Origin of the sequence: Nonomuraea sp. NPDC049504, assembly GCF_040676845.1 — a bacterium.
In the GTDB taxonomy this organism is placed as follows: Bacteria; Actinomycetota; Actinomycetes; order Streptosporangiales; family Streptosporangiaceae; genus Nonomuraea; species Nonomuraea salmonea.
On record NZ_JBFAPT010000002.1, the window covers coordinates 86,610 to 103,175 of the forward strand.

Consider the following 16,566-nt stretch of genomic DNA (forward strand, 5'->3'; position numbering starts at 1 on the left):
GCCCGTGACGGGCCGGGGCTGCGAGCTTTCCTACGGCCGTGGGCCGCCGGGCGGCCCCCAAGGCCGTTCGGGGGTCAGGCCACCGGGGCTTCTGCGGGGGTCGCCGGCTGGGTGGTGACCTGGCGGGTGCGCCTGGGGAGCAGGGTGAGGGCGGCGATCAGGCCGAGCAGGGCCAGGCCGGCCGAGCCGATGAACGCCGCGTGATAGCCCGACACCAGGGCCTGCGGGGTGCCGGTGTCGCCGGTGACGGCCGTCGCGACGGTGGCCAGGGCGGCGATGCCGACCGAGATGCCCACCTGCGTCGTCGTGTTGAACAGCCCCGACACCATGCCCGCCTCGTCGGCCGCCGCCTGCGACGTGGCGGCCACGGTGACGGCGCCGATGAGCAGGCCGAAGCCGAACCCGCCGAGCAGTTCGGGCGCGAGCAGCGTGCCCACGAAGTCGTCCCGCACGCCGATGCGCTGGTAGAGCAGCGCGCCCACGGTGATGAAGACGAGGCCGGCGACGGCGGTGGCGCGCATGCCGTACCGGGTGAGCACGCGCCCGCCGAGGAACGACGCGGTCAGCGCGATCGTCACCGAGATGGCGACCAGCGACATGGCGGAGCGGGTGGCGCTGTGGCCGAGCACGTCCTGCGTGTAGAGGGTGAGCAGGAAGAAGATCGGCTGCATGCCGGCGGCCACCAGGAACATGATGAGGTTGCCCGCCCGCAGCGTACGGCGGCGGAAGACGTCGAGGGGCACCAGCGGGCTGGCCGAGCGCCGCTCGACGGCGAGGAAGGCGCCGAGGAGCGCGACGGACAGCGCACCGAGCGCGAGGGTCCTGGCCGACGTCCAGCCGGCCTGCGGCGCGTCCGTCAGGGTGTAGATGAGCAGGCCGAGCCCGGCCGTCGAGGTGAAAGCGCCGGCCAGGTCGAAGCCGCGCTCACGTCCGGCGGCGCGTACGGCGGGCAGCATGACCAGCGCCAGCGCTCCGACGACCAGCCCGATGGGCGTGTTGACGAGGAACACCGACCGCCAGCCGAACCAGTCGGTGAGCAACCCGCCGAGCACCGCCCCCGCGGAGGCGCCCATGCCGCCGACCGCTCCCCAGAGGCCCATGGCCTTGTTCAGCGCCGGGTCGCCCTTGAAGATCACCATCACCAGCGACATGCCCGCCGGCGCGACCAGTGCCCCCGCCAGCCCCTGCAGGGCCCGTACGGCGACCAGCACGGCGCCCGACGACGCCACACCGCCGATCAGCGACACCAGCCCGAACATGACCATCCCGGCGATGAACATCCGCCGCCGACCGGCGTAATCCGCCAGCCGCCCGCCGAGCAGCAGCAATCCGCCGAACACCAGCGAGTACGCCGTCGTGGTCCACGACAGGTCCGTGGCCGTCATGCCCAGCTCGCGCCCCATGGGCGGCAGCGCGATGCCCACGATCGTGGTGTCGAGGATGAGCACGAACTGGGTGGCGGCCAGCAACGAGAACGCGGCCCACTTGCCTTGCATGACCAACTCCCTTAGGGAACTTTTTGTAACAGCCGCCATGATGTGTGACCATCGAGGTCAACCGGAAGAAGGCACTTTCATGTCTCAGAGGAACACGGCTGTACCAGAGCAGCTCAAGACGCTGGAGGACGCCGATCTCCTTCTGGAGAGCGGCGAGTGCCCGGTCCCGCCGCGCGAGATCCTCGACCGGATCGCCGGCAAGTGGGCGATCCTCATCGTGGTGGCCACCGCGCGGCAGCCCCGGCGCTTCACCGAGCTGGAGCGGCTCATCGAGGGCATCAGCCGCCGCATGCTCACCCTGACCCTGCGCAACCTGGAGCGCGACGGCCTGCTGGAGCGCACGGTCTACCCGACGGTGCCGCCCAAGGTGGAATACCGGGCCACCGAGATGGCGCTGGAGCTGTACGAGGCGATGCTGACGATCACCAACTGGTCGCGCAAGCACAGCTCCTGCGTGGCGGCATCAAGGCGGCGCTACGACGAGCGCCAGGCCGCGGAGGCCGAGCACATCTGACCAGTCTCGTGTGCATAGAGAGGAAAATGAGGGGAAGAGAGGCTTCCCCTGGGCCGGTTCCCTGTGATCGCAGACGGGCGCCGGCGGGGGTCGGTGTGTGCCCGGTGTCGACAAGCGATCCGAGCGCGGCCGGCGACAGGCCGGTTGCGGTTCGGGAGCGGTTCAGAAAGGGTGGCAAGGCCTTCATGGCCCACGGGAGCGAAGACGGCTGCGACGCCGCCGGGCAGCCGCTGGTGCTGCTCGTGGAGGACGATCCGCAGGACGCGCTGATCGTCGAGGAGTTGCTTGAGGACAGCGGCCTCTTGGTCCGCCTGGAGTGGGCCCGCTCGGTCGACGAGGCCCGCCGCGCCCTGGCCGGGCTGCGCCCGCAGTGCGTGCTGCTCGACCTCGGCCTGCCGGACGCCCACGAGTTCTCCGCGCTGTCGGCGGTGATCGAGGAGGCGGGCGACGCGGCCGTGGTGGTGCTCACGGGCCTCGCGGAAGAGCAGGCGGGCCTCGCGGCGCTGACCGCGGGAGCCCAGGACTACCTGGTCAAGGGCCGGGTGGAGGCCGAGTGGCTGGGCCGCACGCTGCGCTACGCGATGCAGCGCAAGCAGTCGGAGCAGGCCGCCGTCGCGCTCAACGCCGAGCGCATGCGCGCCAAGGAGAACGAGCGGCTGGAGCGCGGCCTGCTGCCGACGCCGCTGCTGCAGAGCATGCCGATCGAGGTGGCGTCCCGCTACCGGCCGAGCAGGGGCTCGGCCACGCTGGGCGGCGACTTCTACGACGTCGTCGAGGACGACGAGAAGGTCGTGCACGCGCTGATCGGCGACGTGTGCGGCCACGGCCCCGACGAGGCGGCGCTGGGCGTCTGCCTGCGCATCGCCTGGCGGGCGCTGGTGCTCAGCGGCGTCACAGGCCCGACGCTGCTGCGCCGGCTCGAACGCGTCCTGGAGGCCGAGCGGCCCAGCTCCGAGATCTTCGTCACGCTGTCCACGCTGGAGCTCGACCACGACCGCCGTACGGTCAGGATCTGGCGGGCCGGGCACCCCGGCCTGCTCGTGCACGACGGTGAGACGGTGACGCTGGCCGAGCCCGGCCGCGGCCTCGCGCTCGGCTTCCCGGTGCAGACCGACTGGCACCAGGACGTGCTGGAGCTACCCGAGGGCGGCGGGCTCACGCTCTACACCGACGGCCTGTTCGAGCGGCGCCTGCCCGGCGAGCCGGCCCGCTGGCTGGGCGAGGAGGGCCTGCTCGATCTGGCCGCCCGCCATGCCCACCTCGACGGCGAAGGCTTCCTCGACGCGCTGATCGCCGACGTCGAGGCCGCCACCGCGCCCGACGCGCCCGCCGACGACCTCGCCGTGGTCCACCTGCGCTGGACGGAGCGGTGATGGCAGGAGGACGCTGGCACCGGCTGACGGTGCACGGCTGGTTCGTGGTGGTCATCTCGGTCATCGCGACCCTGCTCCTGGTCTGCGCGGTGGTCGGTGCCGTCACGCTCGACCGTACGAGCAGGCTCTCGCAGCAGCTCACCACCCGCATCTCGCCCGCCCTGGTCGAGGCGGCCAACATGCAGAAGGCGCTGATCGACCAGGAGACCGGCGTCAGGGGCTACCTGCTGACCGGCCGCGCGGAGTTCCTCAGCCCGTACAGCGAGGGCGTGCGCGCCGAGCAGGTCAGCCGCGATCGGGTGGCGGCGCTGCTGGCCGACCGCGCGGACCTGCGGGCCGACCTCACCGCCATCAGCGAAAGGGCCGCCGCCTGGCGCCGCGACTACGCCGAGTTCATGACGGCGCACCGGCAGCGCGACGAGGCGGTGCCCGACGCCACGGTGGAGGCGGGCAAGCAGGCGTTCGACGGCATCAGGGCGCTGCTCGACAGCCAGAGCGCCCACCTGACGCAGGCCCGCGACCAGTCCAAGGCCGAGCTGGCGGGAGCCGAGCGGGTGCGCAACTTCGCCTTCCTCGGGATGCTCGTGGTGTTCACGCTGGCGGCCGCCGCGGTGGCCGTGCTGCTGCGGCGCGCGGTCGGCCGGCCGCTCGACGAGCTGCGGGCGGCCTCGCGGCGCGTCGCGGCCGGTGACTTCGGGCTGGGCATCCCGGCCAGGGGGCCCGCCGACATCCGCGAGGTGGCCAACGACGTCGAGCAGATGCGCGTACGCATCGTCAACGCGCTGCACGAGTCCGGCCAGCAGCACGCGCTGCTGCGCGAGCAGGCCGAGGAGCTGCGCCGCTCGAACGCCGAGCTGGAGCAGTTCGCCTACGTCGCCTCGCACGACCTGCAGGAGCCGCTGCGCAAGGTCGCCACGTTCTGCCAGCTGCTGGAGAAGCGCTTCGGCGACGTGCTGGACGAGCGCGGTAGGCAGTACGTGCACTTCGCCGTCGACGGCGCCACCCGCATGCAGGTCCTCATCAACGACCTGCTGCGCTTCTCCCGCGTCGGCCGGGTCTACGACGAGCGCGAGCCCGTGGACCTGGAGAAGGCGCTGGACAAGGTGATCGACGACCTGTCGGCGCCCATCGAGGAGTCGGGCGCGACGTTCGAGCGTCCCGACCCGCTGCCCACGGTCGTCGGCGACGCCACGATGCTGCGCCTGCTCTGGCAGAACCTCATCAGCAACGCCATCAAGTTCCGTGACCCCGCCCGCCCGCCGCTGGTCCGCATCGCCTGCGAGCGCGGCGAGGAGGGGGAGTGGGAGTTCTCGGTCGCCGACAACGGCATCGGCGTCGAGCCCGAGTTCGCCGACAAGATCTTCATCATCTTCCAGCGCCTGCACAGCCGCGAGACCTACACCGGCACCGGCATCGGCCTGGCGATGTGCAAGAAGATCGTCGAGACGCACGGCGGCCGCATCTGGCTCGACACCGATTACACCGGCGGCGCCCGCATCCGCTTCACTCTGCCGGTCCACGAAGACACCGAAGACACCGAAGACACCGGACACGAAGACACCGGACTCGAAGACACCGGACACGAAGGAATCGACTCATGACCACCGGGCAGCCCATCGAAGTACTCCTCGTCGAGGACGACCCCGGTGACGAGCTCATCACCCGAGAGGCGTTCGAGGACAACAAGATCCGCAACAACCTCCACGTCGTCAGGGACGGCCTGGAGGCGCTCGACTTCGTCTACCGGCGCGGCGACTACGTCGGCGCGCCTCGCCCCGACCTCATCCTGCTCGACCTCAACCTGCCCAAGTACGACGGCCGCCAGGTGCTCGAACAGGTCAAGGGCGACCCCGAGCTGCGCTCGATCCCGGTCGTCGTGCTGACCACGTCCTCAGCCGAGGAGGACATCCTGCGCAGCTACCAGCTCTTCGCCAACGCGTACGTGAGCAAGCCCGTCGATCTCGACCGGTTCATGGCGATCATCCGGCAGATCGACGAGTTCTTCGTCACGGTCGTCCGGCTGCCCGGTCGCGCGGCCGCGTACGGCGGGGAGGACCGTCACTGACCGGCCGCCGTCGCGGCACCAGGCTGCCGAGCAGCAGCGGCACCAGCAGCGCCCCGATGAGGATGGGCGCGGCCATGTAGCGGAAGTCCTGCGCCGAGATGTTGGCGAGGACCGCGAGCTGCTGCCCGGCGACCACGGCGGCCACGCCGAGCACCAGCCGGTTGCGCCGCGCCAAGGCGGCCAGCGCCACCGCGACGTACGCCAGGTAAGCCCACGACGCTCCCCGCCACAGGATCCGGTCCCACTCGGGGGTCAGCGAGCCGGCCAGCCACGGCGCCGCCACCTGGTGCAGCTCCATCGACAGCGGGCGCAGCGAGAACACCCCGCGCCCTGGGAAGTCGGTCACCTTGCCGGGGCCGACGTAGGTGTCGGCGTTCGGCCGCAGCGACAGCCGGTACGTGGTGCCGCCGGTCGCCGTCTCGTCGCCGACCGGCCGCCAGGCGATCGCGCCCCGGCAGAGCCTGGCCCGCACCACCAGGCCAGGCTCGGTGACGAGCAGCCGCCGCCACAGCGCCAGCAGGTCGCCGGAGCGCGCGTCGGCCTGCTGCCAGTCGAAGTCGCGCCGCCAGATCAGCGGGTTGATCGTGGAGCAGGTGCCGCCCGCCCACCAGCGGCGCAGCGGCGCGACCGTGGTCATCAGGCCGACGTCGGCGGGGGTGAACAGGTCGGGGCGCTCCCGGTAGAGGACCGCGATGTCGCCGTAGGCGGTGTGGTAGACGTACGTCGGCGACGGGGCCACGATGCCGGCCTGCGGGAAGACCAGGGTCGAGAGCGCCAGCGGCAGCGCGGCGGCGACGGCTCCGGTCAGCAGCAGCCGGACCCGCCTGACGATCACGACCAGCGCGAGCACGGTGACGCCCGCGACCAGGAAGCCGTTCGCGCGGAAGAGCCCGAGCAGCGCGAACAGCACGCCGAGCCCGAGCAGCGCGGGCAGGCCGACGGCGCGCCCGGCCGCGATCCGCGCGCAGCACGCCGCGATCGCCACCGCGCAGATCGTGAACGGCACGTCCTTCCACAACGTCACCGTGAACGCGCCGACCGGCGGCGCGAGCGGCATCAGCACGGCCACCGCGGTCGTCAGCGACCCTGGCGCGCCCAGCCGCTTCAGCGACTGCGCCAGCCACGTCAGCGCCCCCGCCATGGCCGTCGTCTGCGCGAAGGTCACGGCGCCCAGGTCGCCGGTCCTGGTGAAGCTCAGCCACAGCAGCGCGTCGTAGAGCACCGAGTGGTCGGCCACCCAGGGCCCGGCCACCGTGTGGCTGAGATAGAGCACCGAGTCGCGGCTGAACAGGCCGGGATAGAACGCCGCCCACCAGCATCCGAGCACCGCCTGGACGGCCAGGAAGGTCGCGAGCGCGACCCAGGGCCGGCCGGGCCGGGTGTCACTCCCCATGGTTCCCGTCCCGAGCTGCGGGAGTGATTACCTGAAGTAGCTCTCCCCGGCCGCCGGGCCACCCTTGCCGCGCAGCAGCGTGGGCACGGTGACGAGGTGGTAGCCGCGCTTCTTGAGCTCCTTGAGAATCTGCGGCATGACCTGCACGGTCTGCGGCACCACGTCGTGCATGAGGATGACGCCGTCGCGCTTGGCCAGCCTGAGCACGGCCGCCTTGATCTTCTTGGCGTCGCGCAGGCTCCAGTCGAGCGTGGTGCCCGTCCAGAGGATCTGCGACAGCTCGTTCTGGTACGCGACGCCGAGCACCCGTTCGTCGCTCTGCCCGTACGGCGGGCGGAACATGGTGGGCCGCTGCCCGGTGGCCTTCTCGATGGCCTCCTGGGCGAGTTTCAGCTCCTCGTCGATCTCGTTGTCGGAGTGCGCGGGGAGCGCGGCGTGGGAGTAGGTGTGGTTGCCGATCGCGTGCCCCTTGGCGACGATCTGCCTGGCGATCTTGGGGTGCGCCTCGACCCGCTTGCCCACCAGGAAGAACGTGGCCTTCGCGCGCGCCTTCGACAGCGTCTTGAGCAGGGCGGGGGTGTGGGCGCCCGGCCCGTCGTCGAATGTCAGCGCCAGGCACTTGACCCGGGAGCAGTCGGTGGCGGGCGCCTGAGCGGGCGCGGACGTCAAGACCAGAGAGGCTGCGATAAGGGCATGAATCACCACATGCGCAAGCCTAGAGCCAACTTCGATCGCGGATGTGGCGGCAATGTCTCGTTCTGAGAACCGATCTCAGCGACGCAGGCGGGCGCTCAGGAACAGGGTGACGCCCCGCAATGAGGTGACCGGCAGCCACCGCTCGGCCCTGACGACCGCCGACAGCCCGGCGTTCACCAGCACGGGCATCCTGCGCAGGTCGCTGCCCGCCGAGCGGCGCCGGTGCAGGGCCACCAAGGGGCGCAGCAGCACGTTCCAGCTCCACACCCGCTCGACGGTCAGCCCGGCCTTCTCGACGACGACCGTGAGCGTGTCGCGGTCGTAGCGGCGTACGTGGCCGACGGCCTCGTCATGCGCCGACCACAGCGCCATGTCGCACGGCACCGCGATCAGCGCGTGCCCGCCCGGCGCCAGCACCCGGGCGATCTCGGCGGCGACCAGGTCGTCCTCGCGGACGTGCTCCAGCACGTCGAACGCGGTCACCAGGTCCATGCTGCCGGGCAGGAACGGCAGCGCCCGCGCGTCCGCGCGTACCGCGTCGAGCCCGCGCTCCCTGGCCGACTCGACCGCCTCGGGGCACATGTCGGTCGCCGTCGCGGCCCAGCCGGCGTCGGCGAGCACCCGGGTGTTCCCGCCGCCCGCCGCGCCGACGTCGAGCGCCCTTCCCGGCCGTCCCAGGCGGGCCAGCCGGCGGAGCTGCGCGCGCAGGATGGCTCGCCGCTCGCGGTACCACCAGTGCGTGTCCTCCACCGCGACCAGCCGGCGGACCTCGTCACTCTCCATGAAGTCAGTTCCTCGTACGGGCCAGGACCAGCCGGTCAAGGGCGGCGAACCTGAGCAGCGTGAGCAGGCAGTACGTCGTGACGATCGCGCTCACCTCGGCGGCGAGCCCCGCCCACGGCGGCACGGTCAGCACGGCCAGCGTGGTCAGCACATAGGTCGCCAGGACGAGCGCCGGCGCCCGCAGCCGCATGGCGGCCCGCAGCCCAGGGGCCCAGCGCCGGTTGGCCACCAGCGTGCACAGGCAGGTCAGGACGAGCGCGCCCAGGTTGGCGGGCACCGGCGGCCAGAGCCCACGCAGCGGCAGGTAGAGCAGCGCGTACAGGACGGCGGAGACGGTGCCGATGGCGGCGAACGAGGTGATGGCCGCGCTCGTCACCACGCGCGGTGAGAGCACCGGGTCGGGGTGGGCGGGCGCCGGCTCGCGCCTCGCCACCTCCACGCCGGCGCCGCCGCGCGCCATCGTCCGCGCGACCCTGGCCAGCCCCTTGAGGTCGTCGATGGCGGTCCTGACCACCTGGACGCGGGAGTCGGCGTCCTCGATCCAGTCCACCGGCACCTCGTGCACCCGCAGCCCGTTGTGCTCGGCGAGCAGCAGCAGCTCGGTGTCGAAGAACCACGAGTCGTCCTCGACCCTGGCCAGCAGCGGCCTGGCCACGTCGGCCCTGACCGCCTTGAACCCGCACTGGGCGTCGCTGAAGCGCGCGCCGAAGCCGTACCTGAGCAGGGCGTTGTAGCCGCGCGAGACGATCTCCCTGCGCAGCGAGCGCCGCGTGCGCGAGCCGTGCGCCAGGCGGGTGCCGATCGCGATCTCGGAGTGGCCGCTCGCCACCGCGGCGAGCAGCGGGAACAGCGCGTCGAGATCGGTGGACAGGTCCACGTCCATGTACGCCACGATGTCGGCGGGGCTGGCCTGCCAGGCCGCCCGCAGGGCCGCGCCGCGCCCTTTGACCTGGATCCGCCGGGCGTGCACCTCGGCGAACTCCCCGGCCAGCGCCCCCGCCACCCGCCACGTCGCGTCGGTGCTGCCGTTGTCCACGATCGTGACGCGCCACGGCAGCGGGAAGCCGTCGAGGCGGTGGAGCAGCGTGCGTACGCAGCCGGGCAGGGCGCGCTCCTCGTTGAGCACGGGGATGACGATGTCCACGCTCGCCAGGCTCGGCACCGGATCGAGCAGGAGAGGGCTCGGCTCCAGGGCGGCACGGGTGTCCACTTCACTCCCCCGATCGTGCTCGTGGCCATGGTCAAGACGATGGTGGTGGGGAGGCCGGGCGTGCCGGACGGGTTTCTCCGCGGCATTCCGCGGCGCGGTGGAAGTCTTTACCTTCCTGAGCTCAGCTCGTAGACGGAGGTGGTCGCGTTGCGGAAGCGCAGGCGGGCGTACGCGTCCAGCTCGGGCCTGATGCCCGTGTAGAGCCAGCGCACGCCGTAGTCGGTGGCGAGCCGCTGGACGTTCTGCGCCGTCGGGGTGGTGAACGCGGCGTCGTTGGCGGCCAGCCTGGCCTGGTCGGCGTACGGGACCTCCAGGTAGGACCGGGTACCGGCCCTGGCCAGCGTGCTCTCCGCGTACGCCCAGCCCTCGACCAGCACCCGCCGCTCGGTGAACGCCGAGACGTAGAAGTGCCTGCTGTCGCACACCTTCCATCTGGGGTGGTGGCAGTGCAGGTCGGTGGCCACCACGTCGCCGGGCGAGGAGTGGTCGCGCAGCCACCGCCCGGCCGCCAGGGCGCCCTTGGGGATCAGCCGGTGCCGGCGCTCCTCCGGGGTGACGTGGGCGGCGATCACGCGTACGGAGGTGGGCAGCGCGTACCCGGTGAGCAGCGCCACCACGGCCAGCACGTGCCCGCGCCGCCACACCGCGAGCGCCGCGACGGCGAGCACGGCGTACGGCGCCACCACCCGCGCCGGCGGCCCGCCATCGATGTCGGGCGCCGCGACCAGCAGCGCGCCACCCGCGCCCAGCCCCGCCAGGCAGGCCGCCCGCGCCCACGACACGGGGGGCGCCGCCAGCACCCCGCAGACCGCCGCGATCGACAGGTAGGGCCGTGCCGCCTCCAGGAAGTAGAGCTGCGACTGCGCCGGATGCCCGAGCAGCACCGCCGCCCCGATCCCGGCCGCCCCGATGCCCAGCATCAGTTGCAGCGGCGGCTCAAGCGCCCGCCGCCCCAGCCCGGCCGCCCCGCCCCACACGCAAACCAGGCAGAACAGGTGCACCCCGGTCAGCAGTGCCAGCGTCGGGATGGTGGCCTGCCCCCAGAGCGCGCGCATGGTGGCGAACGGATCGACCCGCGTGCCCTGCCCGCCGCCGTACAGGACGACGTGCGCCACCACCAGGAACCCCAGCGTCAGCCCCGCCGCGACCAGCCACCGCCGCTCCGCCCGCCGCCGCACGGCCACGACCGTGATCAGCCCGGCCAGCAACAGCGGCAGGTACGTCGCCTTCGCCCCGCTCAGCACCGCCAGCAGCACCGCGAGCGCCGCCCACCGCATCCGCCGCCGCACGAGCAACGTCATCACGGCCGCGAACAGCAGCGCCCCGAACGTCTGCGTCGGGCTGGCCCATACGGTGAACATCGACCGCGAGCTGAACACCACGCCCTCCACCAGCTCGGGGCTGAACAGGAAGTACGTCACCCCGGCCGCCGCCGCCCCGGCGCCCCAGCTCCCGCCCAGCCGCCGCCCCAGCACCGCCACCAGCACCACCGTGGCCACCGCCATGGGCAGCGTGCCCAGCCGGTAGACCAGCGTCAGCGGTTCGATGCCGGTGACCCAGCTCGTGGCGGCCAGCTCGGCGTAGACGAACCAGTGGTAGGACAGCGGCTCGCCCAGCACCACCGGCAGCGCGGGCGGCACGTGGTGCCGCAGCTCGCCGACCAGCGCCAGGTGATAGGGCAGATCCCCGTACGCCGCCCCGACCGGCACCCCGTACAGATGCACCGCACTCCACACGATCAGGAACGCCACGATCCCGGCCAGCACCCACGCGCACCACGGCGGCACCCGCTCGCTCAGCCCAGGCCCGCGCCAATGCCGCCGCAGCCTCGGCACGCAAACGAACGCCGCCACCACCGCGACCGGCACGACCAGCACGAGCAGCGGCTGCCCCACGGCTCTGGCGGGCAGGTAGGCCGGCACCTCGACCGCGTACCCGAACGCCAGCCCCGCCGCCAGATCCTCCGCCATCGAACGGCCGCCACCCGTCAGCGCCCGCCACAACAACGTGCCAGGCAGCACCAGGCCCACGCCGACGTACCCGGCGAACACCACCAGATCCCGCCAGGACACCCCGCACCACAGGAACACGGCGACGGCGAGCACGCCCACCAGCGCCGCCGGCGCCCACCCCGAGCCGAGCCTGCGCCCCCTCGACATCGTCAGGCGCACCAGCGTGCTCGCGGGCGGCGCCAGCGTCATGCGACGACGGTCACCAGTCGCGTGAACTCGGCCGGCAGGTCGACGCCGTCCCACACCCGGTGGAAGCTCAGCGCGCCGCCCACCGGCACCATGCGATCGACGCCGCGCCCGGCCAGGCCCCTGGCCAGCTCCTCCAGCTCGCCCCTGCCGAACCCGAAGTGGGTCATCGTCTGGTCGCGCCGCTCGACCAGGGCCACCAGCTCCGCCAGCGACTCCAGCCTGGCGTGCGCGAACGTCCCCGCGCCCAGCCAGCGCCGGGGAGCCGCCGCCGCGGCCGCCAGGCGTACGCAGGCCAGCGCGTTGCCGTGGAACTCCACGCTCTCCGCCACCCCGTCGGCCGCCAGCCCATAGGTGGACACCCGCTTCTCCACCGCCATCGCCGCATCGACCCCCCACCCGCGCACGGTCACCACCCGCGACACGTGCCCGGTGAAGTCGGCCCGCGCGGCCTCGCAGTCGTCCTCCGCGCCCACCCAGAACACCGTGCGCGGTGACGAGCAGGCGGCCTGGTCGAACCAGTAGGTGTCGTTGACGAAGCCCTCCGCGATCGACACCCGTGCCGCCCTCGGCGCGCACAACCAGGCCGCCGCCCGCACCACCGCGAACGACGAGCGGTCGGGGAAGGTCAGGTCGCGGGCGTGCGGGGCCAGGGGGTGGCGGCGGATCTCGCGTACGGAGTGGTCGCCGCCCCACACCACCCGCAGGTCGCAGGCGGCCGACAGCGCGGCCGTGACCTCGTCGGAGCGGTGGTAGGAGACGATCCGCTGCGTCGCCGCGATCACCGGGTCCGCCGTGGCCAGCGTCTCGTGCAGCGTCTCCAGGATCACCTGGGCCACCGCGCCCGAGCGGGGCGACAGGCGGACGACGTTGCGGTTGCCCATCAGGGCCGACAGGGCCCAGGAGTAGACGAAGACGGTGTCGACGTTCGCGGGCGGCAGGTGGAAGATCAGGCCGCGCGGGACGCGTACGTGCTCGCCGGCCAGCTCCGCCAGCGTACGGGCCAGCTCGGCCGGGCGCAGGAAGAAGCCCAGCGAGCCCAGCTCGGGGTGACGGCGCGCGAGCGCCGGCCGCAGCAGCCGCCTCCCGAACGCCGCCAGAAACTCCTTGACCCGCTCATCACCCACCTGCAGCCGGCTCTCGCCCACCTGCTTCAACAACTCCTCGACCGGCACCGCCGCCCCCGCGGGGAACAGCACCTCGACCAGGGGACCGCCTTCGGCGGCGTGGCCCTGCTGAGCGCGGGTGGCCTGCGGGGAGCGGGCGTTGTGCGGGATGCGGGCGTCCTTGAGGGTGTCGGCGTTGTGCGGAGCGCGGGTGTCCTCGGAGGGGCGGGGGTTGTGCGGTGTAGGGGTGCTCTGCGGGGTGCGGGCGTCCTGCGGAGCGACGACGTTGCGCGGGGTGCGGGCGTCCTTCGAGGTGTGGGCGTTGCGCGGAGTGCGGGCGTCCTTCGACGTGTGGGCGTCGTGTGGGCTGGCGGCGCTTCGGGGGGTGTGGGCGTCGGTCATCAGCCTCGCCCCATGGTGTCGCTGCAGCCGCGCGCCTCGGCTCGCGGCAGCCTGCCGAGCACCTCGAACCGCTTGCCGGGCCAGGCCCCGTCATCGACGCCGCGCACCACGCCGAGGTCCTCGGTCAGCAGCACGTGACCTGGATAGGACGTGGGAAGCGTGCTGACCACCTCGACCAGCCCGGGGACGCCGGTCGGCGCCTCCTGCCAGGTCTCGGGGTCGCGGATCACGACGTCGGCGAAGTCGGGACAGTAGAGCCCGTCGCCTTCGGGTCCTTCCAAGAAGACCGTCCCGATCTGCTCGACCATGCCGTAGAAGTTGTGCATCCTGCTCAGCCCGCACTCGGCGGCCAGCCGCCGCCGGAACTCGGCGTTGTCGACCGCCTGCTCGGCCAGCCGCTTCCAGCCGCCGGAGTGGATCAGCACCCCTTGCGACAGGTCCGCGCCCAGGCCAAGCAGATGCAGCCAGACCATGAACGTGAACCCGAAGATCAGGAACGGCTCGCCGCCGTGCCGGGCCAGGAAGTCGTGGACCGCCCGCGCGTCCACCTCGCCCCGATCGTCGAGCACGAAGGTGTGGTCGCGGCCGAAGTTCATCATCCCGAGCACGCCCGCGCCGCGAGCGCTCAGCATCGGGTCGCGGACCACCGACCGCATGTCGACGACCAGCATCGGCAGCCGCCGCTCGCCCAGCACCTGCCGCATGGTGGCGGCCAGCATGCGGGTCTGCGCCGCCGCGGCCGCCCTGTCGAGGTGGATGCGGCTCGGCGCCTGCCCGGTGGTGCCGCTGGAGGTCAGCACCCTGAACACCTCATGGGCAGGCACGCTGCGCAGCTCGTGGGTCTTGAACAGGCGTACCGGCAGCCACGGCAGGTCGGCAAGCCGTGCATAGGGCGGCGTCGCGCCGATGGCGTCGAGGATGCGGCGATAGGGCGGGCACGCCAGGCGGTGCCGCTCGGTCAACGCGGCCAGCTCAGGCAGCAACACGGCCTCCCGCCGCGCCGCCCCCAGCGTGAACACCGACTGCCCCGGCGCCGCCTGGGCCGGCCCCGCCACCCCGGTCTGCGGACGGATCATGCGCTCGACTCCGACGCTCGGCTGCCGATCACGCCCGTCGCCAGGGCCTGTCCTGCCGTCCCGGTCAGGTCAGCGGCTCCTGCCTCGCCCGTCGCCAGGGCCTGTCCTGCCGTCCCCGTCATGTCATGGACTCCAGCGCTCGGTAGTCGATCTTGCCCGTCGGGAGCAGGGGCAGGCGGTCGATGTGGCGGATCTCGAAGCCGCTCCAGTGCAGCCGCAGTTGTGCGGCGAGCTGCCGGGCCAGCAGCGCCATCGCGGGTTTGTCGAGGGTTTCCGTCCAGATCGTCACGCGGTCGTCGCCGCTGGTGGCGGCCACCGCGCCGGAGCCGCGCAGCAGGCGTTCGACGTCGTCGAGGTTGACGCGGGTGCCGAAGACCTTGGCGATGCGTTTGGTGCGGCCCGTGACGTAGAGGAAGCCCTCGTCGTCGAGCCGGCCCAGATCGCCGGTGCGCAGCACGCCGCCCAGGTCGTCGCCCCTCGCCAGGTCGGCGGCCGTCTCGGCGTAGCCCATCATCACGTTGGGCCCGTGGTAGACGACCTCGCCGCCGTCGATCTCCAGCCGCCCGCCGGGCACCGCCACGCCCACGGACCCCGGCTTGTCGTCGAGCCGGTCGGGCGGCAGCACCGCGATGCGGGCGGTGGCCTCGGTCTGGCCGTACATGACGTAGAAGCGCTTCGCCTGCGCGGCGAACTCCTTGACCAGCTCAGGCGCCAGCCGCCCGCCCGCCTGGGTGAGCGTGGTGAGCGCGGGGTAGTCGGCGTGGTCGAAGCGCAGCCTGCGCAGCATCGTGTACTGGTAGGGGACCGCGGCGAGCGACGTACAGGAATGGGCCTTCAGATCGGCCCAGAACGACCGCTCCAGCAACCCCGCCTCGGTGAGCACCACCGTGCCCCCGGCGACGAGGTGACTGTTGAGCACCGACAGCCCGTAGCTGTAGTGCAACGGCAGACTGGTCGGCGCGACGTCGTGCGGTCCGAGACTCAGGGCGACGGCGATCGCCCGAGCATTGGCCAGCACCGCCGCCCGCGAGATCCGGACCAGCTTGGGGTTGCCCGTGGAGCCGGAGGTGGCCAGCAACAACCCGAGGTCGGGATGCGGATCAGGCGCGGTGCGCCGCCGCCCCAGCTCACCGCCCGCCTGCGTGAACCCGATGAGCGCACTCGGCTCGAACCGCTCGACCAGCTCGCCCAGCGCGGCGGCCGGCAACTCAGGATCAAGCAACGCGATGGGCCGCCGAGCCTCCAACGCCCCCAGGTAGCAGAAGACGGACGCCGGCGTGTTCCGCATCCCGCAGAACACCGGCCCGGGCGGCAGCTCCCCGAACCGTCCGGCCGCCCGCCGGACGGACCGCGCCAGGTCCTCCCCGGCGACACCGTCCCGATCGCCGGCGGCGATGAGCCGAGCCTGCGGATGCGGGAACAGGCCGGTGGCGTGCGGCTGCGGGTCTTCTGACATCACTGGACCAGACCGCCGTCCACGCCGAGGACCTGGCCGGTGATGAACGCGGCCTCAGGGGAGAGGAGGAAGGCCACGGCCCGTGCGACGTCGTCGGGCTCGCCGAGGCGGCCGAGCGGGGTCGCCGCGATCGTGGCGAGGCGCTCGTCGTCGCCGAGGGTGGCGAGCATGTCGGTACGGATGTAGCCGGGCGCCACCGCGTTGACCCTGATGCCGTGGGGGCCCAGCTCTTTGGCCGCGGCGAGGGTGAGGCCGAGCACCGCCGCCTTCGTGGCGGAGTAGACCGTCTGCCCGGCGCCGCCCGCCCTGCCCATGATCGACGAGACCAGCACCACGGCCGGCTCGCTGCCCCTGCGCAGCAGCCTGAGCGCGGCCTGGAGCGTGTGGGTGGCGCCGACGGCGTTGACCTCGAAGAGGCGGCCGATCGTGTCGCGGCTCGTCAGCCCGAGCAGCCCGGCCGCGTGCACACCGGCGTTGACCACGAGCGCGTCGAGCCGGCCGTGCCGTTGGTAGATGCGCCGCATCATCGTGTTGACCCGCGCCGGGTCGGCGACGTCGCCGTGCACGGAGTCGGTGGCGCCACCGGTCTCGGCGGCCACCTCGGCCGCCGCCTTCGCGGCCCGCTCCTCGTCATGGCCGTGCATGACCACGGCGTGACCGGACGCGGCCAGCAGCATCGCCACCGCCCGCCCGATCCCTCGCGTCGACCCGGTGACCAGCACCACCCGCCGCTCCACGAACGCCTCGCCCTCGGTCTCGGACCCCACCCGGGTCTCCTCACACGACCCGAGCTCAGGG

General features: G+C 72.6%; 14 protein-coding genes. 4 read left to right on the top strand and 10 right to left on the bottom strand.

Features of this window, described 5'->3' with window-relative positions; translation table 11 throughout:
- Positions 1 to 74: 74 nt before the first annotated feature.
- Positions 75 to 1,496 carry an MFS transporter gene (locus AB0K28_RS03770; protein ID WP_364364688.1) on the bottom strand — a complete coding sequence of 474 codons (1,422 nt, stop codon included), beginning with the start codon at positions 1,494 to 1,496 and terminating at the stop codon, positions 75 to 77.
- Between the two features lie 79 nt (positions 1,497 to 1,575).
- Here AB0K28_RS03770 and AB0K28_RS03775 point away from each other — a divergent pair, with 79 nt between their 5' ends.
- The 4 genes from AB0K28_RS03775 (at position 1,576) to AB0K28_RS03790 (ending at position 5,448) form a co-directional block, all read left to right on the top strand.
- Positions 1,576 to 2,010: a helix-turn-helix domain-containing protein gene (locus tag AB0K28_RS03775; protein ID WP_364364691.1), complete on the top strand. Its 435-nt coding sequence runs from the start codon at positions 1,576 to 1,578 to the stop codon at positions 2,008 to 2,010.
- 185 nt (positions 2,011 to 2,195) lie between these two features.
- Positions 2,196 to 3,383 carry a SpoIIE family protein phosphatase gene (locus tag AB0K28_RS03780; protein WP_364364694.1) on the top strand — a complete coding sequence of 396 codons (1,188 nt, stop codon included), beginning with the start codon at positions 2,196 to 2,198 and terminating at the stop codon, positions 3,381 to 3,383.
- The gene (locus AB0K28_RS03785; protein WP_364364697.1) at positions 3,383 to 4,984 is read left to right on the top strand and encodes an ATP-binding protein; all 1,602 of its coding nucleotides are present in this window, start codon (positions 3,383 to 3,385) and stop codon (positions 4,982 to 4,984) included. The genes AB0K28_RS03780 and AB0K28_RS03785 overlap by 1 nt, the downstream gene beginning before the upstream one ends.
- On the top strand, positions 4,981 to 5,448 hold the full coding sequence (locus AB0K28_RS03790; RefSeq protein WP_345395837.1) for a response regulator: 468 nt from the start codon (positions 4,981 to 4,983) through the stop codon (positions 5,446 to 5,448). Before AB0K28_RS03785 ends, AB0K28_RS03790 begins: the two co-directional genes overlap by 4 nt.
- Here the strand turns inward: AB0K28_RS03790 and AB0K28_RS03795 are convergent.
- The 9 genes from AB0K28_RS03795 to AB0K28_RS03835 form a co-directional block, all read right to left on the bottom strand.
- Entirely contained in the window at positions 5,390 to 6,841 is a 1,452-nt protein-coding gene (locus AB0K28_RS03795; RefSeq protein ID WP_364364700.1) for a hypothetical protein, read from the bottom strand. The two genes, AB0K28_RS03790 and AB0K28_RS03795, sit on opposite strands and share 59 nt — an antisense overlap.
- Positions 6,842 to 6,868: 27 nt before the next feature.
- Entirely contained in the window at positions 6,869 to 7,510 is a 642-nt protein-coding gene (locus AB0K28_RS03800; protein WP_345395846.1) for a polysaccharide deacetylase family protein, read from the bottom strand.
- A 102-nt stretch (positions 7,511 to 7,612) separates the two neighbouring features.
- A complete protein-coding gene (locus AB0K28_RS03805) occupies positions 7,613 to 8,320 on the bottom strand; it encodes a class I SAM-dependent methyltransferase (protein ID WP_345395849.1) in 708 nt (235 codons plus the stop codon).
- A 4-nt stretch (positions 8,321 to 8,324) separates the two neighbouring features.
- Positions 8,325 to 9,530, bottom strand: coding sequence for a glycosyltransferase (locus AB0K28_RS03810; RefSeq protein WP_364364704.1), 1,206 nt, complete (start codon positions 9,528 to 9,530; stop codon positions 8,325 to 8,327).
- A gap of 107 nt (positions 9,531 to 9,637) precedes the next feature.
- Positions 9,638 to 11,731, bottom strand: coding sequence for a hypothetical protein (locus tag AB0K28_RS03815; RefSeq protein WP_364364707.1), 2,094 nt, complete (start codon positions 11,729 to 11,731; stop codon positions 9,638 to 9,640).
- Positions 11,728 to 13,236, bottom strand: a complete 1,509-nt coding sequence (locus AB0K28_RS03820; RefSeq protein WP_364364709.1) for an acyl-CoA reductase — start codon at positions 13,234 to 13,236, stop codon at positions 11,728 to 11,730. The genes AB0K28_RS03815 and AB0K28_RS03820 overlap by 4 nt, the downstream gene beginning before the upstream one ends.
- Positions 13,236 to 14,312, bottom strand: coding sequence for an acyl-protein synthetase (locus AB0K28_RS03825; protein ID WP_364364712.1), 1,077 nt, complete (start codon positions 14,310 to 14,312; stop codon positions 13,236 to 13,238). The genes AB0K28_RS03820 and AB0K28_RS03825 overlap by 1 nt, the downstream gene beginning before the upstream one ends.
- 118 nt (positions 14,313 to 14,430) lie before the next feature.
- The gene (locus AB0K28_RS03830; RefSeq protein WP_364364715.1) at positions 14,431 to 15,768 is read right to left on the bottom strand and encodes an AMP-binding protein; all 1,338 of its coding nucleotides are present in this window, start codon (positions 15,766 to 15,768) and stop codon (positions 14,431 to 14,433) included.
- Positions 15,768 to 16,535 (bottom strand): SDR family oxidoreductase, encoded by a 768-nt coding sequence (locus AB0K28_RS03835; protein WP_364364718.1) that lies wholly within the window; start codon positions 16,533 to 16,535, stop codon positions 15,768 to 15,770. Before AB0K28_RS03835 ends, AB0K28_RS03830 begins: the two co-directional genes overlap by 1 nt.
- Positions 16,536 to 16,566 lie beyond the last annotated feature (31 nt).